General features: G+C 60.7%; 15 protein-coding genes, 2 tRNA genes, 3 rRNA genes and 5 pseudogenes. 13 read left to right on the top strand and 12 right to left on the bottom strand.

Annotated elements, in window-relative coordinates; all coding sequences use genetic code 11:
• Window positions 1-28 precede the first annotated feature (28 nt).
• Both BPHY_RS06045 and BPHY_RS06050 read right to left on the bottom strand, forming a co-directional pair.
• Entirely contained in the window at window positions 29-400 is a 372-nt protein-coding gene (locus tag BPHY_RS06045; protein ID WP_012400594.1) for a GFA family protein, read from the bottom strand.
• 528 nt (window positions 401-928) lie between these two features.
• A complete protein-coding gene (locus BPHY_RS06050; RefSeq protein WP_244257791.1) occupies window positions 929-1,699 on the bottom strand; it encodes an EAL domain-containing protein in 771 nt (256 codons plus the stop codon).
• Window positions 1,700-2,172: 473 nt separating this feature from the next.
• Between BPHY_RS06050 and BPHY_RS06055 the strand changes: the two genes are divergently transcribed.
• Window positions 2,173-2,496 carry a DUF1330 domain-containing protein gene (locus BPHY_RS06055; protein ID WP_012400597.1) on the top strand — a complete coding sequence of 108 codons (324 nt, stop codon included), beginning with the start codon at window positions 2,173-2,175 and terminating at the stop codon, window positions 2,494-2,496.
• A 73-nt stretch (window positions 2,497-2,569) separates the two neighbouring features.
• Here the strand turns inward: BPHY_RS06055 and BPHY_RS06060 are convergent, their stop codons facing one another.
• Complete coding sequence (locus BPHY_RS06060; protein WP_012400598.1) at window positions 2,570-2,911, bottom strand: DUF4148 domain-containing protein; 342 nt, start codon at window positions 2,909-2,911, stop codon at window positions 2,570-2,572.
• Window positions 2,912-3,128: 217 nt separating this feature from the next.
• Here BPHY_RS06060 and BPHY_RS06065 point away from each other — a divergent pair.
• Window positions 3,129-4,202, top strand: a pseudogene (locus BPHY_RS06065) (catalase family peroxidase).
• A gap of 12 nt (window positions 4,203-4,214) precedes the next feature.
• Window positions 4,215-4,755: pseudogene (locus tag BPHY_RS06070) on the top strand (cytochrome b).
• A 278-nt stretch (window positions 4,756-5,033) separates the two neighbouring features.
• Here the strand turns inward: BPHY_RS06070 and xylB are convergent.
• Entirely contained in the window at window positions 5,034-6,500 is a 1,467-nt protein-coding gene (gene xylB, locus BPHY_RS06075; protein ID WP_012400599.1) for a xylulokinase, read from the bottom strand.
• Window positions 6,501-6,933: 433 nt separating this feature from the next.
• On the opposite strand from xylB, the pseudogene BPHY_RS43055 reads away from it, so the two are divergent.
• Window positions 6,934-7,123 (top strand): annotated as a pseudogene (locus BPHY_RS43055) (MFS transporter); the annotation flags it as partial.
• A 180-nt stretch (window positions 7,124-7,303) separates the two neighbouring features.
• Here the strand turns inward: BPHY_RS43055 and rrf are convergent.
• The 6 genes from rrf to BPHY_RS06105 form a co-directional block, all read right to left on the bottom strand.
• A 5S ribosomal RNA gene (gene rrf / locus BPHY_RS06080) occupies window positions 7,304-7,417 on the bottom strand.
• Window positions 7,418-7,554: 137 nt separating this feature from the next.
• Window positions 7,555-10,436: ribosomal RNA gene (locus BPHY_RS06085) — 23S ribosomal RNA — on the bottom strand.
• Between the two features lie 347 nt (window positions 10,437-10,783).
• Window positions 10,784-10,860 (bottom strand) — tRNA-Ala (locus BPHY_RS06090).
• Window positions 10,861-10,906: 46 nt separating this feature from the next.
• A tRNA-Ile gene (locus BPHY_RS06095) sits at window positions 10,907-10,983 on the bottom strand.
• Window positions 10,984-11,050: 67 nt separating this feature from the next.
• Window positions 11,051-12,581 (bottom strand): 16S ribosomal RNA (locus tag BPHY_RS06100).
• The 16S, 23S and 5S rRNA genes sit together here with 2 tRNA genes alongside, the layout of an rRNA operon.
• A gap of 538 nt (window positions 12,582-13,119) precedes the next feature.
• The gene (locus tag BPHY_RS06105) at window positions 13,120-15,042 is read right to left on the bottom strand and encodes a hypothetical protein (RefSeq protein WP_012400600.1); all 1,923 of its coding nucleotides are present in this window, start codon (window positions 15,040-15,042) and stop codon (window positions 13,120-13,122) included.
• 919 nt (window positions 15,043-15,961) lie between these two features.
• Between BPHY_RS06105 and BPHY_RS06110 the strand changes: the two genes are divergently transcribed.
• The 7 genes and pseudogenes from BPHY_RS06110 (at window position 15,962) to BPHY_RS06135 (ending at window position 21,734) form a co-directional block, all read left to right on the top strand.
• A complete protein-coding gene (locus BPHY_RS06110; protein WP_012400601.1) occupies window positions 15,962-16,939 on the top strand; it encodes a hypothetical protein in 978 nt (325 codons plus the stop codon).
• A 190-nt stretch (window positions 16,940-17,129) separates the two neighbouring features.
• Window positions 17,130-18,854, top strand: a complete 1,725-nt coding sequence (locus BPHY_RS06115) for a PQQ-binding-like beta-propeller repeat protein (protein ID WP_012400602.1) — start codon at window positions 17,130-17,132, stop codon at window positions 18,852-18,854.
• A 234-nt stretch (window positions 18,855-19,088) separates the two neighbouring features.
• The gene (locus tag BPHY_RS06120; RefSeq protein WP_012400603.1) at window positions 19,089-19,664 is read left to right on the top strand and encodes a hypothetical protein; all 576 of its coding nucleotides are present in this window, start codon (window positions 19,089-19,091) and stop codon (window positions 19,662-19,664) included.
• Window positions 19,665-19,860: 196 nt separating this feature from the next.
• On the top strand, window positions 19,861-20,841 hold the full coding sequence (acuI, locus tag BPHY_RS06125; RefSeq protein WP_012400604.1) for an acrylyl-CoA reductase (NADPH): 981 nt from the start codon (window positions 19,861-19,863) through the stop codon (window positions 20,839-20,841).
• 134 nt (window positions 20,842-20,975) lie between these two features.
• A pseudogene (locus BPHY_RS41375) lies at window positions 20,976-21,131 on the top strand (oxidoreductase); the annotation flags it as partial.
• Window positions 21,116-21,289, top strand: a pseudogene (locus BPHY_RS39300) (4-hydroxyphenylacetate 3-monooxygenase reductase subunit); the annotation flags it as partial. The pseudogenes BPHY_RS41375 and BPHY_RS39300, both read left to right, overlap by 16 nt.
• 157 nt (window positions 21,290-21,446) lie before the next feature.
• Complete coding sequence (locus BPHY_RS06135; RefSeq protein WP_012400605.1) at window positions 21,447-21,734, top strand: PXPV repeat protein; 288 nt, start codon at window positions 21,447-21,449, stop codon at window positions 21,732-21,734.
• A 140-nt stretch (window positions 21,735-21,874) separates the two neighbouring features.
• Here the strand turns inward: BPHY_RS06135 and BPHY_RS06140 are convergent, their stop codons facing one another.
• A complete protein-coding gene (locus BPHY_RS06140; RefSeq protein WP_012400606.1) occupies window positions 21,875-22,420 on the bottom strand; it encodes a hypothetical protein in 546 nt (181 codons plus the stop codon).
• Window positions 22,421-22,515: 95 nt separating this feature from the next.
• The gene (locus tag BPHY_RS06145; RefSeq protein WP_012400607.1) at window positions 22,516-23,163 is read right to left on the bottom strand and encodes a J domain-containing protein; all 648 of its coding nucleotides are present in this window, start codon (window positions 23,161-23,163) and stop codon (window positions 22,516-22,518) included.
• A 173-nt stretch (window positions 23,164-23,336) separates the two neighbouring features.
• Here BPHY_RS06145 and BPHY_RS06150 point away from each other — a divergent pair, with 173 nt between their 5' ends.
• Both BPHY_RS06150 and BPHY_RS06155 read left to right on the top strand, forming a co-directional pair.
• Complete coding sequence (locus tag BPHY_RS06150) at window positions 23,337-24,245, top strand: formate/nitrite transporter family protein (RefSeq protein ID WP_012400608.1); 909 nt, start codon at window positions 23,337-23,339, stop codon at window positions 24,243-24,245.
• 274 nt (window positions 24,246-24,519) lie between these two features.
• Window positions 24,520-26,034, top strand: coding sequence for an esterase-like activity of phytase family protein (locus tag BPHY_RS06155; protein ID WP_012400609.1), 1,515 nt, complete (start codon window positions 24,520-24,522; stop codon window positions 26,032-26,034).
• Window positions 26,035-26,093: the final 59 nt, after the last annotated feature.

Genomic DNA, 26,093 nt, shown 5'->3' on the forward strand with positions numbered 1-26,093 from the left:
TCCTTCGGCTGCCGGGGGTTCGCTTATCTTACGCGTCATCGACCACGGACAGGCTCTTGCCGTCCGCCACCGACGCCTCGAGCGCATACGGGTCCACGCCGTCGAGGCAGCCGATATTCACGCGCCACAGATTCGGATCCTTGCGTGTCTGATGAAACGGATAGATGCCGCAGTGCTTGCAGAAGTAATGCTTCGCAACGCGCGTGTTGAACTGGTAGAGCGTCAGGTCGTCCTGGCCGGCGAGGATGCGCAGCGCGCCGGCGGCAAAGAACGGCGACATCAGCGCGCCCTTGCGCCGGCACAGGCTGCAGTTGCAGCGCCCGGCCGGCGTGACGGGCGTCTCGACTTCGAACCTGACGGCGCCGCAATGGCACGAGCCGTGGTGAAATTCAGTGGTCATGGCATGCTCCTGTATGCGATGACCTCATTTATACGCGAGCGCCGCCCGCGCTTTGTGTCCCAATGTATCTGCCGCGTACAGCGATACAAAATGGCGCGCGGCGGCCCTGCAAGCCCGCCGGCAACGCATGCTCGTCGACGAATGTGCCTGTGTAGCGCAACGGTCTCGCGCTTTGATTCAAACGTGAAGCACGACGAAAGTGTCGCAACTTGCGCGAGGAACGTGCGCTGGCGCACACAGGCGTGTCGTGATGCGATGTGCGCCAACGCACGGAGTACCGTTTGCCGTCTCGGTTATCGGCTCGCTGCACAATCGAAGATGAAGAAAGATGGGAGCTGTGAATAGCACCGCGAGCGTCCCATCGCAATGTGATTACCGATGCGAAAGACCAGATGACGACGGGGTGATCGATGAATCTCTCAGACCGCTTGATGAGCGGTCGTTGCGGATGTGTGCGAACATGCCCGCTCGCGTCACCCGGCGACGCATCGGCGCGATCGCCGCAGGCAAAGCGGCCCTGCCCAAGTCTTACGCGACGTATCGTTCGTCAACGGGGACGTCGGCGTAAACGAAAGTCGGGCGCCCATAGAAGAAGCCTTGCGCGAGCACCTTGGGCCATTGCGCGAGCCAACGCGCGAGCGCCCTCGTTTCGACACCCTCCACGACCACCGCGACATCGAGTCGTTCGAGCAGCGTCAACACGCTCGACGCCACGGCCGATGCGCGCGGACAGTCAGGCACCCCATCGAGCATCTCGCGTGCGACCTTCACGGTGTCCACATCGATCGTACTCAGCAGCGCGAGCGACGAATAGCCGGTGCCGAAGTCGTCGACCGCGAGGCGAATCCCCGCTTGACGAAGCGGTCTTGTCAGCGGCGGTGCAGCCAGCAGGCGCGTCGCGTCTTCCGTCTCGACGAGTTCAAGTTCAAGCAGATCGGGCGCGACGTCATGCGTGCGCGCGATCTGCATGACGGTTGCCGGAAAATGTCCGTCGGCAACGACGCGCGGCGGCACGTTGACTGCAATGGGACACACGTGTTGACCGGTGCGCTGCGCGTTTGCAATCGTCCTGCACGCACCGTCGATCACGTGGTATGTCAATTGCGATGCGACGAGGGTGTGGTCGAGCGCGACGAGAAAAGCATCTGGCAACAGCATGCCGTAGTCCGGATGCATCCAGCGGATCAATGCTTCGACGCGCGCAAGCTTGCCCGTCTTCACATCGTAAATACCCTGAAACGCGAGGGGAAATTCGTCGCCGCGCAACCCTTCGCTGACACGCCGTTCGAGCGCGCTCATCGGGCGCGGCAGATGTGCGTTGTCATTCGAGCCCGTTATCGCACAGGCGTTATGCTCTCGAGGTGCGGCGGTAGCGTGGCGAGCATCCATCGTGTGGGACGATCCTGGTTGTGTATTGGATGGCTTTTCCCAATGGACGCACGTTTCATACCATGACCTTCCGGCACGCGCCGGATCACGCTGTGAGCTGCATGCTGCCTCGTCCTGTGGGGCCGCGCCCGCCGCGCTCGCCTGAGAAGAAAACGCAACAACGTTTCGCGCACGAAACGTCGGCGCCGCACATGAGCGTTCCATAGCCCGCGGTCCTGCGCGCGCTCCGGCGCGCGTCGCCCCGCTTGACCGCGCGGTGGGTGGACTGTCAAAAGTGCTTCATGCGCGAATCACGAAGCTCACTGGACTTACCTCAGAGGTAATCGATTCGCTTCGCGCTCAGCGATAGGCTGCGTTCGTTGGTCAACAACCGGGAGAGCAGCATGTCGACGTTTGCCGTTGCGCACCTGCATGAAGTCAAGATGGGCATGGAGATTGTCGAGTACCTGAAACGTATCGATGCGACGCTTGCGCCGTATGGCGGCCATTTCGTGTTGCACGGCGGCCGTTATGAACTGCTCGAAGGCGATTGGCGCGGCGATCTGGTTGCCATCGAATTTCCGAATCGCGATCTCGCGCGCGCATGGTATAGGTCCGATGCGTATCAGACGATCCTGCCGCTGCGCACGGAGAACTCGATTGGCGACGTGATTCTGATCGACGCAGTGCCTGCATCGCATATCGCGACAGACGTGCTGTGCGGATAGATCGTCGATGACCTCGCGGCCCGGCGGGAGCGTTTCGTCGCGCGAAAACGCGCCCCATGTGCCGGCATCGCAATCAGCTTCCGAAGTACAGCGAGCAATAGCTCACCGGGCCGACGCATGACGACATGCTCGGACTCGCGCCCGTGGCGGGAAGGCGCGACCCCGCAGCGTGCGTGCCCGACATGCCGGCGCCTTCGCTTTCCTGCCCGGTCTTTCGATGCGCGACCTGTTGCTGGTAGATAGGCGCGACATCGGGATAGGACGCATCGGTCACGAACTGCGAGCCGTCCTGCTCGGCCTGGATCAGTTCCTGACGCACGTCTGCGCGCGTCTTCTGCTGTGCGAATGCACTCGATGCAAACCCCGTCGAAACGAGTGTGGCGATCGAAACGGTCAACAGCGCAAGCTTGTTCATTTCCAGCTCCTTCAGATTGAGATCACGTCGATGCGCCGCAGGATCTGTGACGCTTCACGGTGATGAACAAAGCGACATCGACATCTATTCCCAACTTTTTTCGTTTGTGCCTGGCCATTCAGGGACAAGGAATGTCGTCGTATCACGGGAATAACGGGCACGGCTGCCTGTTGACGCTGTGTGCACGTCACAGACAGAGACAACAGGAGCATCCGCGATGAATTCAAGACCCCGGGCATCCGCGCCGCGCTGCATGCCCTGCAGACTGGCGGCGATCGGCGCAGCAGTCATCGCGCTCGCCGGCACGTTCGCTTATGCGGCCGGGTGGCTCACGCCTTCGCGTCTCACGACATATCGCATCGTCAATCAGCTTCAGGCGAACAACGGTCCGCACCCCGGCTATCGACGCAATCACGCAAAAGGACTTTGCGTCGAAGGCTATTTCGACAGCAACGGTAATGCGGCGTCGATCTCGCGCGCACAGGTCTTCGCGCAAGGTCGCACACCCGTCATCGGACGTTTTGCGATTCCAGGGGGCAACCCATCCGCACCCGACGCCAGCGTGCCCGTTCGCAGCTTCGCGCTGCTCTTTAAGCAACGCAACGGCGAGCAATGGCGCACAGCCATGAATTCGACGCCTGTCTTTGCAGTACGTACGCCCGAACACTTCTATCAACAACTCGTCGCTGCACGACCCGATCTACAAACAGGCAAGCAGGATGCCGCCAAACTGAAGGCGTTTTATGCGGGCAATCCGGCGACGCGTCCGTTTCAGGAATGGGTGAAGACACATCCCGCCTCGTCCTATCTCGCGAATGCTACGTACTACAGCATTAACGCCTTCCGCTTCGTCGACGTAGACGGACACGAGCATGCCGTGCGTTGATCCGTCGAGCCGGACATGCCGTATGCGCCCGTCGATCCGCAGGAAAAGAACGATCCCGACTTTTTGTCGAAAGAACTGGGCAAGCAACTCCAGCAAGGCAACGTGCGCTGGCATCTGATCGTCACGCTCGCCAACGACGGCGACCCGACCAACGATGCAACACTGCAATGGCCTGACGGCCGGCAACGCATCGGCGCGGGTAGCGTCGTGATTGAGCGCACGTCGCCGCAGATGAATGGTGCGTGCCGCGACATCAATTTCGATCCAACCGTCTTGCCCGGCGGCATCAAGACTTCCGACGATCCGCTGCTCGCAGCGCGTTCGGCTGCGTATGCCGTGTCGTATCAGCGGCGCACGCGCGAAGAAGCATTGCATGGCGCGCCCGCCGCCACGCAGCAACCCTGAACGGAACGCATCATGACAAACGCCTCTCGCCATTTCTCGCCGCTCGCACGGTTGTTGCACTGGACGATGGCCGTGCTGATTCTCGTGATGCTGTATATCGGTGTCGCGATGGTCGCCACCGTGTTTCACGCCCGTGCGACGCTGATCGCACTGCACCGGCCGCTCGGCGTTGCGTTGCTGTTGCTCGCACTGATACGCCGTGATCGTGCGGTTAAAGACGGGCAGCCCTCCCTTGCCTGATGACGTGCCCGCATTGCAGCGCTTCGCAGCCAGGGCATCGCATCGCGTTCTTGATGGGCTCTTCATCGCGATGCCGCTGATCGGCTGGGCCATGCTCTCCGCGGGCGGCTATCCCGTCACGCTGTTCGGCGCGTGGCATTTGCCCGCGCTCATGCCGCAAAACGTCGACCTGTTCGCGCTGTTGCTCGCGCTGCATACGTGGCTCGCTTTCGCGCTGTTCGCAACCGTTCTCGCACATATCGCGGCGGCACTGTTTCATGGACTGATTCGCCGCGACGGCGTATTCGCCAGCATGGCTCGCGGCGAACGCTAATCGTCGTTGCAGCGCGTAGACCGTATGCGGCGGGTCGCATGCGCTTTATGATGACGCGCATTCCGTCGACCGAACGATATGGCCGTGATTGCGGCTCGCGCGTTTTCGTTGCGCCGCCCTGCCTTGTCGGCAAGGTACGCGCAATGTCTCAGCGCGGCGGCCGGGAAGTCCAGTTCTCCACTTCGCCGTCAGCGCGCCGCTGCAATAAGCTCGGCGTGACCCGAATTAAAACGCGTCCTCGCGCGGCGTGCCTCGCGGTGCGCCGCGCCGTACGCGTATCATGCCGACTCAGCAAAGCTCGTCTTCAGCGCCTGATAGATGCTCCGATATCGCGCGAGCCTGTGTGCGAGGAGCGGCGCCTGTGCGCGATCGGGCTCGCATGATTCGAGCGTCGGCGGCGCCACACAGACCTGGTTGACGGCCTCGCCCGTCACCGCGAGCCGCGCCAGACGCGCCGCTCCAAGCGCCGCGCCGACGTCGCTGCCTTCATGCCGATGCATCGTGATGCCCGTCGCGGTCGCACACAGATTCGCCCAGAAAGGGCTGCGCGAGCCTCCGCCGATAAACGATGCGCTCTTCAATGTAGTGCCTGCGCTTTGCAGCGCCGCGTAGCCGTCGGCCATCGCGAACGCAACGCCTTCCATCACGCTATACGCGAGGTCGCCCGTACTGTGCGCGCCCGTCAACCCCCAAAAGACACCGCGCGCATTCGCATCGTTATGCGGCGTGCGCTCGCCACTCAGATACGGCAGAAAGATAGGCGCCGTCGCAGCATTGGCCGTGCTCGCCAGTTCAGGCAGGATACCGACTTCGCGGCCTACGACCTTGGACAGCCACCCGAGACTCGATGCCGCCGACAAAATCACGCTCATCTGATGCCAGCGCGCCGGCAGGCAGTGGCAGAACGCGTGCACGCCTTGAGCGGGATTCGGCGCAAAGCGATCGGTGCCTGCAAAGAGGACACCCGACGTCCCCAGCGACAGGAATGCACTGCCCGCATCTGCCACACCCGTGCCGATCGCGCTCGCCGCGTTGTCGCCTGCACCTCCGCATAGCACGACAGGACCCGCAATGCCCCAATCGCGTCGCAAGGCGTCACTCAACTGTGCGGCAGGCGCGCTGCCTTCGACGAGACGCGGCATGTGCGCGCGCGTCAATCCCGTCGCCGCGAGCATGCCGTCGGACCAGTCGCGCTTCGCGACGTCGAGCCATAACGTACCCGACGCATCCGACATGTCGGAGACAAAATCGCCCGAAAGCTTCCACGCGAGATAGTCTTTCGGCAGCAGCACCTTGGACGCAGCGCGAAACACCTCGGGTTCGTGTTTCGCGAGCCAGAGCAGTTTGGGTGCGGTGAACCCGGGCATCGCAAGATTGCCGGTGATATTACGCGACGCGGGCACGAGCGCTTCCAGCTCCGCGCATTCGGCAAACGCACGTGTGTCGTTCCAGAGTATCGCGGGCCTGAGCACCGCGCCATTCGCATCTATCAGCGTCGCGCCGTGCATCTGCCCCGAGAGCCCGATGCCACGCAGCGCAGCGAAGGCACCGGGATTCGCGCTTCGCACGGCAGCAACGGCATCGAGCGTCGCCTGCCACCAGGCTTGCGGACTCTGTTCCGACCAGTGCGGATGCGGTTGCGAGACTTCGAGGCGCGCGCCGCTCGTTGCGAGCGTCGTGGATGCATCATCGGTCAGAATTACTTTTACCTCGGAGGTCCCGAGGTCGATTCCAAGGAAAGTCACAGCACGTCCTCACTAGTGGGCATGAGTGGACGCCGTATGCTGAACATAAACGACACACGCCAGCGCGCGGGGCTACGCATTCACGAAACCGTCTGAGAGGCGCGAATACCCGTGGCACACGAACGCGCCGCGCTGCCTGGGCACACGTCTCCTCCGATGTCGCCGGCTCGCGATGGCCGACGTCTGTTTTCGTTGATATGCGACGTTACCACGGCGCTCGACGGAGAAACGACTTCGCGCCTGGCGCCCGCGTCTGCGCGACTGATACGGCCTCCCTTTTTCGATCAATTTGACCGATCGAAATGCGCGGCCAACACTCGATGGCAATTCTGCCACTACACACTGCGCACCCTCATGGCTTCCATCGAGACTACACACGTATCCGGCCGCCTCAACGCGGGCCGGCCCCCTCGAAGACAGGACGCTACGCAAGATCGTGAGCGCACCCGTCGCAGGCAACGCGATGGAGTGGCACGACTTCTTCGTCTATGGCACGGCTACCGCGCGTGTATCCGGGCAGTTGTCGTTCCCGCCAAGTGCGGAATCCGTTGATCGGCACGCTCGGTGTATTTGCGACCTTCGCGATGGGCTTCGTCGCGAGACCGCTGGGGGCATCGTCTTTTGACGCTCAAGTTCACGAGACGCAGGCAGGTCGATAGGCTTTTCGTTTGGACCGGTATCTTCCGGCGGTGCATTGGCGGTTGCACGAGAACCACCGGATGGCGGGTATGCGTGCTGAAACATCGGCCGCACAAACGCCAAGACCCCGCTTTTGAGGGCGGGGTCATGGCGATGGATAAGGAGCCTGACGATTACCTACTTTCACACGGGCAATCCGCACTATCATCGGCGTGGAGTCGTTTCACGGTCCTGTTCGGGATGGGAAGGGGTGGGACCGACTCGCTATGGTCATCAGGCATGACGGGTTGCTGCGTCGCATCGCGGTGCGCCACAGCCAATCTGGAAGAAGCGTAAAGAGGGGGGTTGTGTTGTGTCGTGTTGCGGGCACAACGCTGTTGTCTCAACCTGTGTGGTACCGAGACAGACCTGTTATAGGATCAAGCCTTACGGGCAATTAGTATCAGTTAGCTTAACGCATTACTGCGCTTCCACACCTGACCTATCAACGTCCTGGTCTTGAACGACCCTTCAAGGGGCTCGAAGCCCCGGGGATATCTCATCTTAAGGCGAGTTTCCCGCTTAGATGCTTTCAGCGGTTATCTCTTCCGAACATAGCTACCCGGCGATGCCACTGGCGTGACAACCGGTACACCAGAGGTTCGTCCACTCCGGTCCTCTCGTACTAGGAGCAGCCCCCTTCAAATATCCAGCGCCCACGGCAGATAGGGACCAAACTGTCTCACGACGTTTTAAACCCAGCTCACGTACCTCTTTAAATGGCGAACAGCCATACCCTTGGGACCGGCTACAGCCCCAGGATGAGATGAGCCGACATCGAGGTGCCAAACACCGCCGTCGATATGAACTCTTGGGCGGTATCAGCCTGTTATCCCCAGAGTACCTTTTATCCGTTGAGCGATGGCCCTTCCATACAGAACCACCGGATCACTATGACCTGCTTTCGCACCTGCTCGACTTGTCGGTCTCGCAGTTAAGCACGCTTATGCCATTGCACTATCAGCACGATTTCCGACCGTACCTAGCGTACCTTCGTACTCCTCCGTTACACTTTGGGAGGAGACCGCCCCAGTCAAACTGCCCACCATGCACTGTCCCCGACCCGGATCACGGGCCAAGGTTAGAACCTCAAACAAACCAGGGTGGTATTTCAAGGACGGCTCCACGCAAACTGGCGTTCACGCTTCATAGCCTCCCACCTATCCTACACAGATCGGTTCAAAGTCCAATGCAAAGCTACAGTAAAGGTTCATGGGGTCTTTCCGTCTAGCCGCGGGGAGATTGCATCATCACAAACACTTCAACTTCGCTGAGTCTCGGGAGGAGACAGTGTGGCCATCGTTACGCCATTCGTGCAGGTCGGAACTTACCCGACAAGGAATTTCGCTACCTTAGGACCGTTATAGTTACGGCCGCCGTTTACCGGGACTTCAATCAAGAGCTTGCACCCCATCATTTAATCTTCCGGCACCGGGCAGGCGTCACACCCTATACGTCCACTTTCGTGTTTGCAGAGTGCTGTGTTTTTATTAAACAGTCGCAGCCACCAGTTTATTGCAACCCCTTCACCCTCTGCGCGCAGGCGCATCAAGCTACAGGGGCGTACCTTATCCCGAAGTTACGGTACCAATTTGCCGAGTTCCTTCTCCCGAGTTCTCTCAAGCGCCTTAGAATACTCATCTCGCCCACCTGTGTCGGTTTGCGGTACGGTCAATGTGAAACTGAAGCTTAGAGGCTTTTCCTGGAACCCCTTCCGATTGCTTCGTCGCCTAAGCGACTCGCGCCACGCCCTTGAATCCCGTGCCCGGATTTGCCAGAGCACCTTCTCCAACGCAGCGACCGGGACTTCCAACACCCGGACAACCTTCCGCGATCCGTCCCCCCATCGCATTTCACACTGGTGCAGGAATATTGACCTGCTTCCCATCAGCTACGCATTTCTGCCTCGCCTTAGGGGCCGACTCACCCTACGCCGATGAACGTTGCGTAGGAAACCTTGGGCTTACGGCGAGGGGGCCTTTCACCCCCTTTATCGCTACTCATGTCAGCATTCGCACTTCCGATACCTCCAGCACACTTTCCAGTGCACCTTCGCAGGCTTACGGAACGCTCTCCTACCATGCGTGCAAAGCACGCATCCGCAGCTTCGGTATATGGCTTAGCCCCGTTACATCTTCCGCGCAGGACGACTCGATCAGTGAGCTATTACGCTTTCTTTAAAGGGTGGCTGCTTCTAAGCCAACCTCCTGACTGTTTTAGCCTTCCCACTTCGTTTCCCACTTAGCCATATTTGGGGACCTTAGCTGGCGGTCTGGGTTGTTTCCCTCTTGACACCGGACGTTAGCACCCGATGTCTGTCTCCCGTGATTGCACTCTTCGGTATTCGGAGTTTGCTATGGCGAGGTAATCCGCAATGGACCCCTCAACCATGACAGTGCTCTACCCCCGAAGGTGATACACGAGGCACTACCTAAATAGTTTTCGGAGAGAACCAGCTATTTCCAGGTTTGTTTAGCCTTTCACCCCTATCCACAGCTCATCCCCTAACTTTTCAACGTTAGTGGGTTCGGACCTCCAGTACGTGTTACCGCACCTTCATCCTGGCCATGGATAGATCACCTGGTTTCGGGTCTACACCCAGCGACTGATTCGCCCTGTTCGGACTCGCTTTCGCTACGCCTGCCCTAATCGGTTAAGCTCGCCACTGAATGTAAGTCGCTGACCCATTATACAAAAGGTACGCCGTCACCCCTTGCGAGGCTCCGACTGTTTGTATGCATGCGGTTTCAGGATCTGTTTCACTCCCCTCCCGGGGTTCTTTTCGCCTTTCCCTCACGGTACTGGTTCACTATCGGTCGATCACGAGTATTTAGCCTTGGAGGATGGTCCCCCCATCTTCAGACAGGATTTCACGTGTCCCGCCCTACTTGTCGTACACCCAGTTCTTCCTCGCTGTTTTCGCCTACGGGGCTATCACCCACTATGGCCGCACTTTCCAGAGCGTTCGGCTAACAACGAAGATAAAGAGTACAGGCTGGTCCCATTTCGCTCGCCACTACTTTGGGAATCTCGGTTGATTTCTTTTCCTGCGGTTACTTAGATGTTTCAGTTCACCGCGTTCGCTCCACGCAACCTATGGATTCAGTTGCGGGTGACCCATACGGGCCGGGTTTCCCCATTCGGATATCGGTGGATCAAAGCTCGTTTGCCAGCTCCCCACCGCTTTTCGCAGGCTACCGCGTCCTTCATCGCCTGTGATCGCCAAGGCATCCACCACATGCACTTGTTCGCTTGACCCTATAACGGGTATGTCTCTTTCGATAACATCCGCTACAGGTTGAGTTTTCGCGTGTCGGTCCACGTTCGTGCCTCAGCACTTATCGGGGAGCCCACACACTGCGTGTTGTGCCGTATTCCAAGGCTGTCTTTCGACAACCCTTAAATACTTTCGATACAATCACAACCCTGATTCGCCTACTCGCGCGCCCATCTCTAAGCACGCTTTCGCGAATCTCTTTACTACTTCTTCCTGATTGTTAAAGAACGACAGCCGATATGCGCTTGCGCGCATCCAGTCTGACTGGCTCAATTGCCAATGCATAACGCGCGGCCCCCTTCCGGACCGGACACTAGGCATTGGAAACTGGTGGAGGATGACGGGATCGAACCGACGACCCCCCTGCTTGCAAAGCAGGTGCTCTCCCAGCTGAGCTAATCCCCCGCAGATACCGCACCTTGAGGTTTCACTCGTCACACCGCAGACAACGTGGTGGGTCTGGTTGGATTCGAACCAACGACCCCCGCCTTATCAAGACGGTGCTCTAACCGACTGAGCTACAGACCCCTCAAAGCCTGTCTTCAAACAACAGCCGACAAGTGTGAGCGCTCAACTTGTGAACGCGAAGCTCTGGAAAGGAGGTGATCCAGCCGCACCTTCCGATACGGCTACCTTGTTACGACTTCACCCCAGTCATGAATCCTACCGTGGTGACCGTCCTCCTTGCGGTTAGACTAGCCACTTCTGGTAAAACCCACTCCCATGGTGTGACGGGCGGTGTGTACAAGACCCGGGAACGTATTCACCGCGGCATGCTGATCCGCGATTACTAGCGATTCCAGCTTCACGCAGTCGAGTTGCAGACTGCGATCCGGACTACGATCGGTTTTCTGGGATTGGCTCCACCTCGCGGCTTGGCAACCCTCTGTTCCGACCATTGTATGACGTGTGAAGCCCTACCCATAAGGGCCATGAGGACTTGACGTCATCCCCACCTTCCTCCGGTTTGTCACCGGCAGTCTCCCTAGAGTGCTCTTGCGTAGCAACTAGGGACAAGGGTTGCGCTCGTTGCGGGACTTAACCCAACATCTCACGACACGAGCTGACGACAGCCATGCAGCACCTGTGTTACGGCTCCCTTTCGGGCACCCTCACCTCTCGGCAAGGTTCCGTACATGTCAAGGGTAGGTAAGGTTTTTCGCGTTGCATCGAATTAATCCACATCATCCACCGCTTGTGCGGGTCCCCGTCAATTCCTTTGAGTTTTAATCTTGCGACCGTACTCCCCAGGCGGTCAACTTCACGCGTTAGCTACGTTACCAAGTCAATGAAGACCCGACAACTAGTTGACATCGTTTAGGGCGTGGACTACCAGGGTATCTAATCCTGTTTGCTCCCCACGCTTTCGTGCATGAGCGTCAGTATTGGCCCAGGGGGCTGCCTTCGCCATCGGTATTCCTCCACATCTCTACGCATTTCACTGCTACACGTGGAATTCTACCCCCCTCTGCCATACTCTAGCCCGCCAGTCACCAATGCAGTTCCCAGGTTAAGCCCGGGGATTTCACATCGGTCTTAGCGAACCGCCTGCGCACGCTTTACGCCCAGTAATTCCGATTAACGCTCGCACCCTACGTATTACCGCGGCTGCTGGCACGTAGTTAGCCGGTGCTTATTCTTCCGGTACCGTCATCCTCCACCGCTATTGGCGGCGAAGTTTTCTTTCCGGACAAAAGTGCTTTACAACCCGAAGGCCTTCTTCACACACGCGGCATTGCTGGATCAGGGTTGCCCCCATTGTCCAAAATTCCCCACTGCTGCCTCCCGTAGGAGTCTGGGCCGTGTCTCAGTCCCAGTGTGGCTGGTCGTCCTCTCAGACCAGCTACAGATCGTCGCCTTGGTAGGCCTTTACCCCACCAACTAGCTAATCTGCCATCGGCCGCCCCTTGAGCGCGAGGTCCGAAGATCCCCCGCTTTCCTCCTCAGAGCGTATGCGGTATTAATCCGGCTTTCGCCGGGCTATCCCCCACTCCAGGACACGTTCCGATGTATTACTCACCCGTTCGCCACTCGCCGCCAGGCCGAAGCCCGCGCTGCCGTCCGACTTGCATGTGTAAGGCATGCCGCCAGCGTTCAATCTGAGCCAGGATCAAACTCTTCAGTTCAAACCTGTTACTGTTTTTCGGGCTCTCTCGAACCCGGTCGCTCACTCAAAATCACTGACGAAAGATCTGATTGCTCAAACCTTCCTCAATTTCTTCGTGTGAGACTCGATTACTTTCGCTATTGCGGCAATCCGAAGATCACCGCGCGCTCGCCATCGAGCACCCACACTTATCGGCTGTTAGTTTTTAAAGAACATTCGCTAAAAAGCTGCTGCTTTCTTGCGTCTCCGTCGTTTGGAGAGGCCGAATTATGCGGAACCCCAAGGGGGCTGTCAAGCACTTATTTCGCGTGCTCCAAAAATTTTCGTGCTGCTGCTTGAGTAGGCACTAATAGGCCAAAGCTTAAGCACACGCGCGCTACGCCCTCTTCGATCAAGCGCGTGAGCGCCCATTGCATCGAAATGCTATTTCCTCACACGGAGAACAGACATTTGAGTGCCAGGAATAGAAAAAGCGCGCGAAACATCCGCACGCTTTCTTCATAAGCTCTGGCAGCAGGATGGGCAGCACCAAAGCCCGCCCGCATCGACCGAGTCGCTTAAGAACCGACGTAACCCGGAGGTGGATTCACATTGCTCTTTACAACATCGGCATTTTTCGAAACGACGTAGACGGGCGCTTCCGTCAGATTCAGCTTCAGTGTGCCGTTCGTGTAGTTCAGCGTCATCGGGTTGCCCATCATGTCGAGGACCTTGACCGTGCCGCTCGTGCCGGGCGCATCGACCGTGAGATTGTAGGCAACGCTATATGTCGAACTGAAGCCCGAACTGGCACTCCACGCATCGTTGTTATGCGTCCACAAGGCCGTGATCACCGAACCGTTGTTGATCTGTTGGAACGAGTACGCATAGACACCCGACGGCGTGCCCTTCACAGGGCCCAGCGTATTCGTGCCATCCAGAATGCGCGACATCGCGCTCACGGCCATCGCAGCCGGTTTCGGGCTGATGTTGCTCGCACCGAACGAGCCTTGCGCGTTGGACAGGTCGAAGAACGTGCCGTAACCGACTTCGCCCGGATAGTCCGCACCATAGAATACGTACGACACATTCACACCTTCGCCAAGCAGAATGATGTGCGTGCGCGCGACGACTGCACCTTGCGCGAACAGCACGTTACCCGTCGGATAGTTCGGACCGTAGGACGAGCCGAGGTCGTAACTGATGCCCACTTCCGTCTGATACAGCTTCATGCCTGCGCGATACTGGTTCAGCATCGTCGTACGCAGCGTTCGCATCGAGTTGTTCAACGCATTGGCAGCCGTCGCAGCATCGGGGTCTGTCGCGAGACGCTCGGGAGGATGCGACGGCGACGTACCCGCGTCGTAGTAACCGTGCGTGGCCACGCCATCGATGTACTTGCCGTACCCCAGCGAAGCGATACGTGTGAGGCGTTTGTTCGTCAGACTCGGGAACGCGTCCGCCGGGCCCATCACCACCGCACTTGGATCGGTCGAGTGGATGCCCTGATAGACGGACTGATACAGCGACACGAAATTGGCATCCGTATCCGTCCAGAACTGGTTGGGCTCCCACGTCACCTGATAGAAGTTCGCCGACTGCTTCGGGAAGTACTTGAGCCGGATCGTGTTCGATTCGGTGCCGACGCGGCCCATATAGTCCTGCAGGTACGACGTATCCTTCGGCAAGGTCGTGAAGTCCTCGACACCGCCCGACTTCGACGCCCAGCCCGGCACGCCATCCAGACGGATCAGGCGCATTACTTTGCCCGTCGTATAGAACGCGTCGAGATTGTTCGCAGACGGATTGAAGGTGTTCGCACCATTAGGCTCCGTCACCGACATCTGGCGATCGTCGATCGTCTGGGAGATGCCGAGACCCGCGAGCACTGCCGCATTGTCGTTGGCGCCCTGCATGCCGAAGCGGTGCTGCTCCTGCTTCGTATAGGTGACGGTGGGCACGGTGCTGCTCAAATCTGGAACCACGCCGAACGTCGCGATACCTGTGGGACGCGTGCCTGCTTGAGGCAACATGCCGCCGCCCGCCTTCAGGGTGCCAGAAGCGGCGAAGTAGCCCGCGAGCGTCGAATTGCAGGTCAGAGTGGTCGTCGCTGCGCCGCGCGGCACGGCGAAGCTGCCGCTCGCCGCGACGCGCCCTGTCGTATCGGCGATTGACCAGCTCAGCGTATCCGCGCCGTTCGCGTTCGTCGTGAATGTAAGCGGAAAGCTCGCACCCGACGCAAACAGGCGCGTGCCGTCGCTACTTGGGGTATCCGCTGAAATCAGCGAGCTGCCTGCCGACGCACTCGCAGTCGACGGCGATGCACACCTGATGGTGCCCGTCGTGTTGCCATTGGCCGTCGCATTAGCGGCGGACGTGCCGGATGTTTGCGAAGCGCTATTGGTCGAAGTACCAGCGCCGGCAAGATCGCCCCCGCCACCGCCACAGCCCGCGAGAAGGACTGCTGTCGATGACCAGACGAGAAGTGAATTGACTTTCATGGGTATATCAATGGGCGAGCGAAATCCGTCCGGAAACGCCTGGCAAAAATGCCCGAAGACGTCCGCTGGATTTCAAAGGTTGGCTGACTTGCCCGCAGAGTCGTTCTTACTGCGTCGACTCGCGATGCGACGACGTTGACGGTAATTTGGAGCAGCGCATTTCCTGTAAGCCCGCAGCATGGATGACTGCGAGGGAGGCCGTGCTCAACCGATTGCAACCAGATGTAACTGAAAAAATAATGCCGGTCCCGGCTGATAACCCGCGCGATATTCACAATTGCCGGACAGAGTCATTGGCAAATCGTTACACAGCGCCGATTTCAATCGTCATACAAGACACGGAGAACGCCGGATTTTTTTCAAAGGCGAATGCTACAGAACGATGCCTCTTACGTCTGTAGAAACGGCGTAACACTTTGTAACGTATGATGATTAAGCGGGTTCGTTTTATGCTTATGCACAATCCGTGTGATAAAGGCCAATTGGCTCTGGCATCCGCCGGGCACGATTCGGTCAGATTTCCCAACACTTTCAATGCCATAAAACAGGGATGCATGATTGGCGTAAAACAGCTAGGCACTTTTCGTTGATTAATTTTTTATTTTCGAAATCCATTACAAGTCAGCCACATTCTTTTCATTCTGATTTTGGAATGCCCAGAATCAGCGATGAATGTCTATTTCGCAAATATCCATTCTCGTCCCACCCGATTTGTCGCGATTCGAATACACGTGAACGTGTTTTTTCAAACGAATAGCGCGGTTTCATTGACCTATTGCACAAGCTGACTCATATTGCATAAAGCCCGTTGCGATCAAGCGCGATGCCACGCATCGCGACAAGTTCAGGGTTTGCGCACGATGGTTGCCAACGAGAACATGTACGAAGCCGTCTCACGTGCCGGCATGGGAGTCCGCTGATGGACACGATTCGCAAGCGTCCTGCGCCGCCGCACGAACCATGCGACACGGCGCCCGAGACGAACGGTGTGGCGAAGCCCGACATACCTGCGCAGCCACTCGATCTGCTATTGCCGCTCGACGCGTCTTTGCCGCAAGTGAGCGAGAATCCATCGTCCGGCGAGGCGCGCGATCCGTTGCCCACGTATCCGCCGCTGTTCAAGCGCATCAGACCAAAGCCTCGGCGTCTCTCCGCGCCGGCGTCAGTGAGTGCGCCCGACTGGAAGCTGAGCACGGGCGCGGCCGTCGTGCTGCTTGGCTTCGCCATCGCGTTCGGCACTTACATCACGCTCACGGAACGCGACGCAATGCAAAGCCGCTTGCGACGCATCGTCGGCCAAAACGAGTTGCGCGCGGCACCGCGTCATGACCGCGCGAGCATCACCGATCGTACGCAGGAACTCGCGCGCACCCTGCGGGAACAGATAGAAGCACTACGCAGCCGCGACGCAACTGATGCCGCCATCGTTGCGAGCGCTGCAACTCACACGACCGCGAACGCACACACCAGTATGCTGCCGAGCAGGTCACCGCGATTGCCGCCTACGTCGACGGCTGCATCTTCATCTGCTTCGCACAGTAAAACCCCGGCGAAACCGCTTGCTCCGCCGTTGCCCCAGCCTGCGCCGCACACGCGCCCGGTTGCGAGTGTCGCGCCGATGCGGCCACATGGCACGCCCTCCTCACCCAAGCCGGAACATCAAGCGGCTGCGAAGCAGACGACTATGCAGAGCACCTCCAAGCTGGTGAAGGTTGCCAGCAAGACAGCACCGCCGAAAGTAGCCACGAAAGCCAGGCCCACGCGACCTGCCGTGGCCAAAGCCCCCGTGAAGCCCGTGCCGCGCACCGTTCCCGCCACTGTCCAGGCTTCGACGCCACCTGACCAAACCGCGACATTGCCCGCTAGCGACGATACGCAAATCTATCGTCAACACTGATGCTCGCCCGTGCCGTCATTCGCTCGCGGCAAGAGAAATGCAAGCATCTGGCGGAAAGCGACGAGGCGATGTCGGTTGAGTCCCCGCGCGCATTCTTAACATGATGAGAATGGTTCGCGCTGCATAGAACAGCGAACATGCGCGATGCCGCCATGCGAGGACGCTCATAGGGGCGCAGGAGGATATACGCATGCATCTACAGCCGCCCATGTCCCAGGCATGCGGGACGAGCCAGGCGTCACGCTCGATCGTGCGCGCCGGCAACGCCGTTGTTGCGTTGATACTCGCGCTCTTTTGCACGGCCTGCGGCAACGGTTCGTCGAACAATGCGAGCGCGAGCAGTTCAGGGACAAGCGGCGAGGCGGGCACAGGCTCGGGCAGCAGTTCGCCATCCGCTTCCACAATCGCGTTCGCCACCGACGTACTGATGCATCACAACGACCTCGCACGCACCGGGCAAATGCTCGCAGAAACGACGCTCACGCCGGCCAACGTGAATGCGACGTCGTTCGGCAAGATCGCGTTTCTTCCCGCCGACGGCAAGGTGGACGGCCAGCCGCTATCCGTCACGAGTCTGTCCATCGGCGGCACGACGCATAACGTGATCTATGTCGTCACCGAACACAACAGCGTCTATGCGTACGACGCCGACAACAATGCGCAACTGTGGAAGGTGTCGCTGACGGGCGCAAACGAAACGCCCAGCGACAATCGCGGCTGCACCGACATCACGCCTGAGATCGGTATCACGTCGACACCCGTCATCGATCGCAATCGTGGACCGAACGGCGTGCTCTACGCCGTCGCGATGACGAAGGACGCGAGCGGCGGCTATCACCATCGCCTGCATGCGCTCGATCTGGCGAGCGGCGCCGAACTCTTCGGCGGCCCGAGCGACATCTCGGCCACTTATCCGGGCTCGGGTGGCAACAGCGTCAACGGCGTGCTCACGTTCGATCCTTCGCTGCACACCGAACGCGTCGCGCTGACGCTCGTGAACGGCAACATCTTCATGGGCTGGACCGCGCATTGCATGGCGGGCGCCTACACCGGCTGGATCATGAGTTATAGCGCCGATACGCTGAAGCAGACGGGCGTCGTCAATGTCGCGCCCAACGGGCACCAGGGCTCCGTGTGGATGGCGGGTTCGGGCATGGCGTCGGACGGCACGTCCATCTATGTGGTGGACGGCAACGGCACGTTCGGCACGACGCTCGACGCAAACGGCTTCCCCGTCGATAGCGACTATGGCAATTCGTTCATGAAGCTCTCGGCGGCCCCACTCAAGATCACCGATTACTTCGCGCCGCTCGATGTCGTTCAACTCGCGAATGCAGACGGCGATTTCGGCTCGGGCGGCGCGATGCTGCTTCCCGACGCGAGGACCGCGGACGGCACTGTCAAGCATCTCGCCGTGGCGGCGGGCAAGGACAACAAGATCTATGTAGTCGATCGCGACGCGATGGGCAAATTCAGCGCCACGTCGAACAACATCTGGCAAGTGCTGACGGGCACGCTTGCTGGCGGCATCTGGGGCTCGCCCGCCTGGTACAACGGCACCGTCTATTACGGCGCACTGAACGACAACATCAAGGCGCTACCCGTCACGAACGCGCTGCTCGCAACCACCGCTGCGTCCAAAAGTCCGACGACATTTCCCTATCCCGGCGCCGTCCCCGCCATCTCCGCGAACGGCACATCGAACGGCATACTGTGGGCCGCCGAAAACGGCACGACGGGCGCATTGCACGCGTACGACGCGACCAATCTCGGGCGCGAGCTTTACAACAGCAATCAGGCGGGAACGCGCGACCAGTGGGGCGCGGGCAACAAGTTCATCACGCCGACGATTTCACGCGGCAAGGTCTACGTCGGGGCGACCAACGGCGTCGCCGTGTTCGGCCTGCTACATTGATATCAAGACGTGCAGACAGCGCCTATCGCGTCGCAGCACGGAAATTGGCGACGAATGGCGTGCTTCTGGCGTGCTGCGCCGCTGCGACGCGATATCCTGAGATAGCTTTCTTTCGGCCTGCTATGGCCCGACTGGCCGCATCGGCCATATTTGTACATCATGGCTACACGCGAACCTCGCGACGCGCATTCGCGCCGACAAAATCAAAGACTTCGCCAGGGAGCCCGCTCGCCTATGAGACGCTTCGCCCATGCCGCAATTGCGCTTTTCGTCGTCAGCGGCGCTTCCGTTGCGCAGCAACCGCTGACTTATCCGGGGCGCAGCCAGGGCCCCGGTCAACAGGCTGTCGATACGGCCGCATGTTATGCAGACGCCAACAAGACGACGCACGTCAACATGGCGCACGAATCGCAGCGCCCTCCGCCGCCGGGCAAGGCGGCGGATACCGCGCCACGGCCTATCGTCGCGCCGGCACCGCTGAATCCCCCGCTGCCCTCCGCGATGGGTGCATCAGGCGCATCGGCGGCGACGGCTGCCTCCGCGCCCGCCGGCGCGAGCGGAACCGCCACGGCGAATGCCGCCAGCGGAGCAAGCGGCGTAGCGGCGCCATCCATGCCCGCGGCGGCATCGGCTGCTTCGGCGACGCTCGCGGCGTCGGGAGCGGCCCCGGCCTCGGGCGCCAGCATGCCGACGGAGGGCTCCGCGTCGCTGGCGGCGATGCCGCCCCCCCCTCCCCCCGAACCGCCGATGGTCCGCTATTGGGCCGCCTACGCGAAATGCATGCAGCAGCGCGGTTACTACACACGCTGACACGCACCGATTCATTCGACGAATGGCAAACGGCATGCACGCGTGCCGTTTGCGTCCGCGCGGCTTTATCGCGCGTCGCTCGCGCGCTAACAGCAACGACCCTGCGCATTGTTGAATGCCGCGAGACGCGCGGCGCCGCCCGCATTCGCCTAGACTGATACCCACCCGCTAACGGGCGAACTCAACGGACGGGACCATGAAAGGGATCTTGATTGAGAAGCAGGACAACGGCAGCCGCGCCTCCATCGCCGATATCGACGAAGCACATCTGCCCGCAGGCGACGTGACGGTTCGTATCGAATGGTCGACGCTCAACTATAAGGACGCGCTCGCAATCACAGGCCGCTCGCCGATCGTGCGCAGCTTTCCGATGGTGCCGGGCATCGACTTCGCGGGCGTCGTGGAATCGAGCGAACATTCGCAATGGAAAGCGGGCGATGCCGTGATCCTGAACGGTTATGGCGTCGGAGAAAAGCATTGGGGCGGACTCGCACAACGCGCGCGCGTAAGCGGCGACTGGCTCGTGCGCACGCCGTCGCCGCTCACGTCGCGCGACGCGATGGCCGTCGGCACGGCGGGCTATACGGCGATGCTGTGCGTGCTGGCACTCGAACGTCATGGCGTCACGCCCTCGCAAGGCAAAGTGCTGGTGACGGGCGCGGCGGGCGGCGTCGGCAGCGTCGCGATCATGCTGCTCGCGCGGCGCGGCTATCAGGTGATCGCTTCGACTGGCCGCCCCGGCGAATCGGGCTATCTGCATGAACTGGGCGCGCAGGAGATCATCGATCGCGCGGAACTGTCCATTCCGGGCAAGCCGCTCGCGAAGGAACGCTGGGTCGCCGCCGTCGACGCCGTCGGCAGTCACACGCTCGCGAACGCGTGCGCGGGCACCGCGTATGGCGGCATTGTCGCGGCCTGCGGACTCGCGCAAGGGATGGACTTGCCCGCTACCGTCGCGCCCTTCATCCTGCGCGGCGTGACGCTTGCGGGCATCGACAGCGTCATGGCGCCGCACGCGCGCCGCGTCGAGGCATGGCAGCGCATCGCCCAAGACCTGAGCACTGAACGGCTTGCGCGGATGGTCACGCAAATCGGCCTCGGCGACGCGCTCCGGGCCGCGCCCGACATACTGGACGGCAAAGTGCGCGGACGCCTCGTGGTCGACGTCAACCGCTAGCGCATCCGCGCATGCACTATCAAAATGCCTTATGCGGCGAGTGATTTTTAATCGATTTGCCTGCTTCAAACGCGAACCTTAAGCCGCATGCGATTTCACCCATCACGCCCATCGGCAACAGACTGGATCGCATCATGCAAGCTCATTCGTTCAAGGTTCGCGTCGACGCCGTGCGCGATGAAGCACACGGCGTCCGTGCATTCGCGATTTCACGCGTCGAGGGCTAGCCCTTCGACACATACGAACCCGGCGCACATATCGGCGTCACGAGGCCGTGCGGCGTGACGCGCCCGCGAGCCTGGAGGGAACCAGCTTCGAACTGAAGGTCGTGGTCTCGCACTCCGTGATGGCCGTCGAAGCGGCACAGATTCGCGTGCGCGCCGATGGCGATAGCCTCGTCTATTTCGACCGCCAGTTTCATCGCGTGCCGAGATTGCGCGCTGCATGAGCGCGGCTTCGTTCGCGATGAGCGCCTGTATCCATAGCTGAAATCGCGCTGTAATCGGGCGTTACTTTTCTCGCAACGCTGTAGCACCTGTGTCGCGTGTGCGCCCCTAGACTGAAGCCGTATTCAGTGACGCGCGTCCATGCGCAGGGAGCAAAAAATGAAGAAGATGATGCTTGGTGCAGCGATCGGTGTGGCAATGCTGGCGGCTTCGGCGGCTGCTTCAGCGCACGTCGATGTGGCCGTGGGTCTGGGTGTGCCGGGCGTGGTGGTGCCTGCGCAGCCCGTGTATGTTGCCCCCGCCCCGGTTGCCGTCGGCTATGACGATGACTGGCGAGCGCGCCGCGAATGGCGCGAGCATGAGTGGCGTGAGCGCGAATGGCGTCGCCATCAAGCATGGCGCGAACACGAATGGCGCGAACGTCAACGCGAACGTTGGGGCTACTGATCGCCTCGTTCGAATGCGCGTCACCTGACGCGTGATCCTGATCGCCTCGCGGCAGACGGCACATCACCGGGAGCCACGAGGCGATTGCGTTTCCGATGCGTCCGTTTTGCGTGAATGTGCAGCACGTCATGCAACGTGCGTCATATCCCCGGCTTCCACGGCCATGAAGGATACAGGCGATCATTGCTCTCGACGCTTTCGCGTTGAGGATCGCGCGGCTCTTCGACACGCTCGACATCGGTAGTATCGTTTGCGATCGCTTCATCCGATGCCTGTGCGTCACCGGCCGTTTCGTCAGCCTGCGCAGGCTCATTGGCGGAAGGCAGCGCATCCCCGAACCATTCGACTTCGCGCTTGATCGCTTCAACATAGCTGCGCCAGCCAGAGGGATCTTCCGCGAACAGATGACTGCGCACCGCGAGCGCGAGACGCGTGTAATCGACCTGCTCTTCGAGCAGCAACGCGGGCCACGCGGCAAATGCAGCACTCGCGCGCTTCGCAAAGTCGGCTGCCTTCATATCGCGCGAAATAGCCGCGAACCACGCGTGCGCGGCAAGGCTCGCGTCTGCGTTCCGCAGATCGCGCAAGGTGTCGTGTGCGGCGCTAGTGGCGAGCGCCGCGGCAATGGCTTGCAGCGCGTCGCCGAGATGCAGCAGCAGCGCGCGTCGTTCGAAAGCGTCTTTCATCGAAGCATGTCCATGCGTAAGTCAGTCGCGCGCATGCAGATCGCGCGACGAAGCGAAAACGTAAGACCAGCCACTGCCGGCCGATTCGTGGCGCGCTATGAGCGAACGCCAAAAAATCCCTGCCACAGCGAATCGAACAGCCCCGCGGCACGCGCATCGTGCGAGGGCTTGTCCCGTTTCGCTGCCGCGGGCTGAGTGGGCGAAGGCGTCTCATGATCGCTGGCTTCGGACGACGAGGCGACCTCGACGCCGGCATCCATCGCATCGGCTGGCTCGCTTGTTTGCGCCGCTTGCCGCGCCTGCTGCAAGGCCCACACGCTATCGGCGATGCGCTGTGCCATGTCGGCGTCGCAATCGCGTCCGAGCAGCACGCCGAACAGCACGTCGCGGTTGTGTCCTTCGTCCGCATAGCGCATGGCCACGCCCACCAACTGCGAATACCTCGCGTGCGCGTCCGCCTCGGCCTTGCGCGCCCGCGCCGCCGCCACTTCCTGCTGGCGTTTCTGAAGCGCTTCCCAGCGGCGCATTTCCTGCGCGTAGACAGCGTCATAGACCTTGCGCTGACCTTCGTCGGAGAGAATCGCGTATGCGTCCTTGATCTCCTGGAAAGCCGCGCGGGCCGCCTCTTCCTGTCCGACGTTGCGGTCCGGATGCCACTTCATCGCGGCCTTCCGGTATGCCCGTTTGATCTCTTCCCAGGTGGCGTCTTGAGACACGCCAAGCTTCGCGTAAAGGGTTGCCATGTCGCGTTGGGTTTCGGTTTGCGGTAAGGGTCGTGTTCATCGTAGCACGGCGCTCGCTGTTCATCTCACGCGCCTCGTCCGACGAAAAACGACAACCTGTCCGCCATGCCGGGCACTCTTTTTGCGAAACGCAACGCGATGCGCCTGTGAGCCGCGCAAGAGCGAGCGCCGCCATGACGAACGAAATCTCCCGCCGCGAATACCATTTCGAAGCGACCGATTGCGCCGAATCTGACGATCATCCGGAGAAAGCGGGCGCGGAATCACCCCATCTCGACGAAGGCGAAAAAGATCAGGCCGCACAACACACGGCGCCGCACGCGCTGATGCTGCATGAGATCGTGCGGGAAGAAGGCGAAGCGGCGCTCGGGCGCACCGTGATGGCGCTCGTGTGGTCGTCGCTGGCAGCGGGCCTGTCGATGGGATTCTCCTTTCTCACAATGGCTGTTCTGCAAGCCGGCCTTCCCGATACGTCGTGGCAGCATCTCGTCGCGAGCTTCGGCTACACGACGGGATTCGTCCTCGTCATCATGGGACGGCAGCAGCTTTTCAGCGAAAGCACGTTGACCGTGATCCTTCCCGTGCTCACGCGCCGCGAGCTGGACTGCCTGCTCAAGGCGCTGCGTTTGTGGATCGTCGTGCTCTTCTGCAACGTGATCGGCTCATGGATCTTCGCGGCGATGCTGCGTCTGCCGGGTGTTTTCGGAGCAGAGGTCGTCGAAGCGCTCGACGAAACCGCGCGCGCCGCCATCGGCCCAATCGATACTTTCCCCACCTTCATGCGCGCGGTGTTCGGCGGATGGCTGATCGCGCTGATGGTATGGCTTCTGCCGAGCGCGCGCTCCGCACGGCTTCTGACCGTGGTGCTGATCACATGGGTGGTGGCTGTCGCGAAGCTGTCGCACATCATCGCCGGGTCGACGGAGGTCGCGTACGCAGTGCTGGCAGGCGACGCGTCGCTGCCCGACTACTTCAACCGCTTTCTGCTGCCAACGCTCGCGGGCAATGTCGTGGGCGGCATCTCGCTCGTCGCGCTGCTGAATCATGCCGCGATTGCGCCTGAAATCGGCGAGCGACGCTAGGCGCATGGCGTCGCTCTGCCGCGTGGGATGCCGCGCTTCGTGCGGCATCAGCATCACTGCGCCCGCTCATGTGAATGTGCGCTTGCGCACATCACGCGCCGCCCGCGAACGCCCCGTCATATTTTCGACATATTGCTCACGCAAGATCGTTCCCCGGCAATAAAAAGCAAGAAACCCTGAAAGAAACCTCGTCCGGTCGTTTGCCGCCTTCCCGCTTCTGCCGCGCGCGCCCGGCGCCACCCTCATCGCGTTGCTCCTTTCAAGGATCCCTTCCGTGCTGCGCTCATCGCTTGTCTCCCGCACCGTGATCGGTGCCGTCGCCTCGCTTGCGGCACTCGCCGCAGTTCCCGCCGCTCACGCAACTGTCGAACTGATCGCGATCGGCAAACTCGACGGCAATCTGTCCGACAGGTCGAAAGAGACGGCAGGCACGCTCGAAAACGGTGTGCCCGGCAATCTGCTTGGCGGCCTTGGCTCCGGCATCGGCTATGCGGGCTGCCATACGTTTGTCGCCGTGCCCGATCGCGGCCCGAACGCGGTCTCGTACAACAAGGCGATCGACGACACGGCGTCGTACATCAACCGCTTCCACACGCTGCGCCTGCGTCTGAAGGACGCGCCGAAGGGTTCGGCGTTGCCGTTCACGCTAACGCCGAAGCTGATCGACACGACGCTGCTGCATACGTCGGATCGCCTCGTGTACGGCTCCGGCTCGGCGTATAACGTGCCGAACGGCGCACCGAAGCTCAACCGCGACAACCACACGAATTACTTCACGGGCCGCTCGGACAACTTCGATCCGACGCATCTGTCGACCTCTACCCTCGATGCCCGCTTCGATCCCGAAAGCATCCGGGTCGCGAACGACGGCGACAGCGTGTTCATCTCCGACGAATACGGCCCGTACGTCTATCGCTTCGGCCGCAAGAGCGGCCGCCGCATCGCGACGTACAAGCTGCCCGACACGTTCGCCGTCGCCACGCTCTCGCCCGCCGGCGACACGGAGATCAGCGTCAACACGTCGGGCCGCGTCGCGAACAAGGGCATGGAAGGCCTCGCCATCTCGCCCGACGGCACGACGCTGTTCGGCGCGATGCAGAGTCCGCTGATTCAGGACGGCGGCACGAATGCGCGATACACGCGCATCGTGAAGATCGACCTCCGCACGGGCCGTACGACGCAATACGCGTATGCGCTGACGAACATCGGCTCGGCATCGAAGCCGAAGTATCCGACCGTCAGCGATGTGCTCGCGATCAACGATCATGAACTGCTCGTCGACGAGCGCGATGGCAAGGGGCTGGGCGACAATTCGACGGCAGTGTTCAAGCAGCTCAACCGCATCGACCTGACGGGCGCGCAGGACGTTGGCCAGGCGAGCGGCGAAAGCGGACTCGCGCCGTTCGCGGTGAAGAAAACGCTGTTCCTCGATATCGTGGCCGCGTTGACGGCCAACGGCTACAGCGCGAACGACATTCCCGCGAAGATCGAAGGCATCGCGTTCGGTCCGGACGTGACGCTGAACGGCGTGAGGAAGCACACTCTCTATGTCGCGAACGACAACGACTTCATCGGCAACGTAACCGACACGAGCCATCCGTCGGGCATCGCGAACCCGAACCTGTTCTTCGTGTTCGCGATCGACGCCTCCGATCTGCCCGACTATGTCGCGCAGCGTCTGCCGGGCGTGTCGAAGAACGACCGCGAGTACGATCACGACAGCGTGTGCGGCCGCGGCGATGACGACGATCAGGATCATGACCACGAGCGCGACGATCACGGTCACTGATCGCGCGCACTGAGTTGCAGCGTCCCTGACGGACGTTGTAACGGGCCGGCCCGGCACGC

The organism is Paraburkholderia phymatum STM815 (assembly GCF_000020045.1).
Taxonomy (GTDB): Bacteria; Pseudomonadota; Gammaproteobacteria; order Burkholderiales; family Burkholderiaceae; genus Paraburkholderia; species Paraburkholderia phymatum.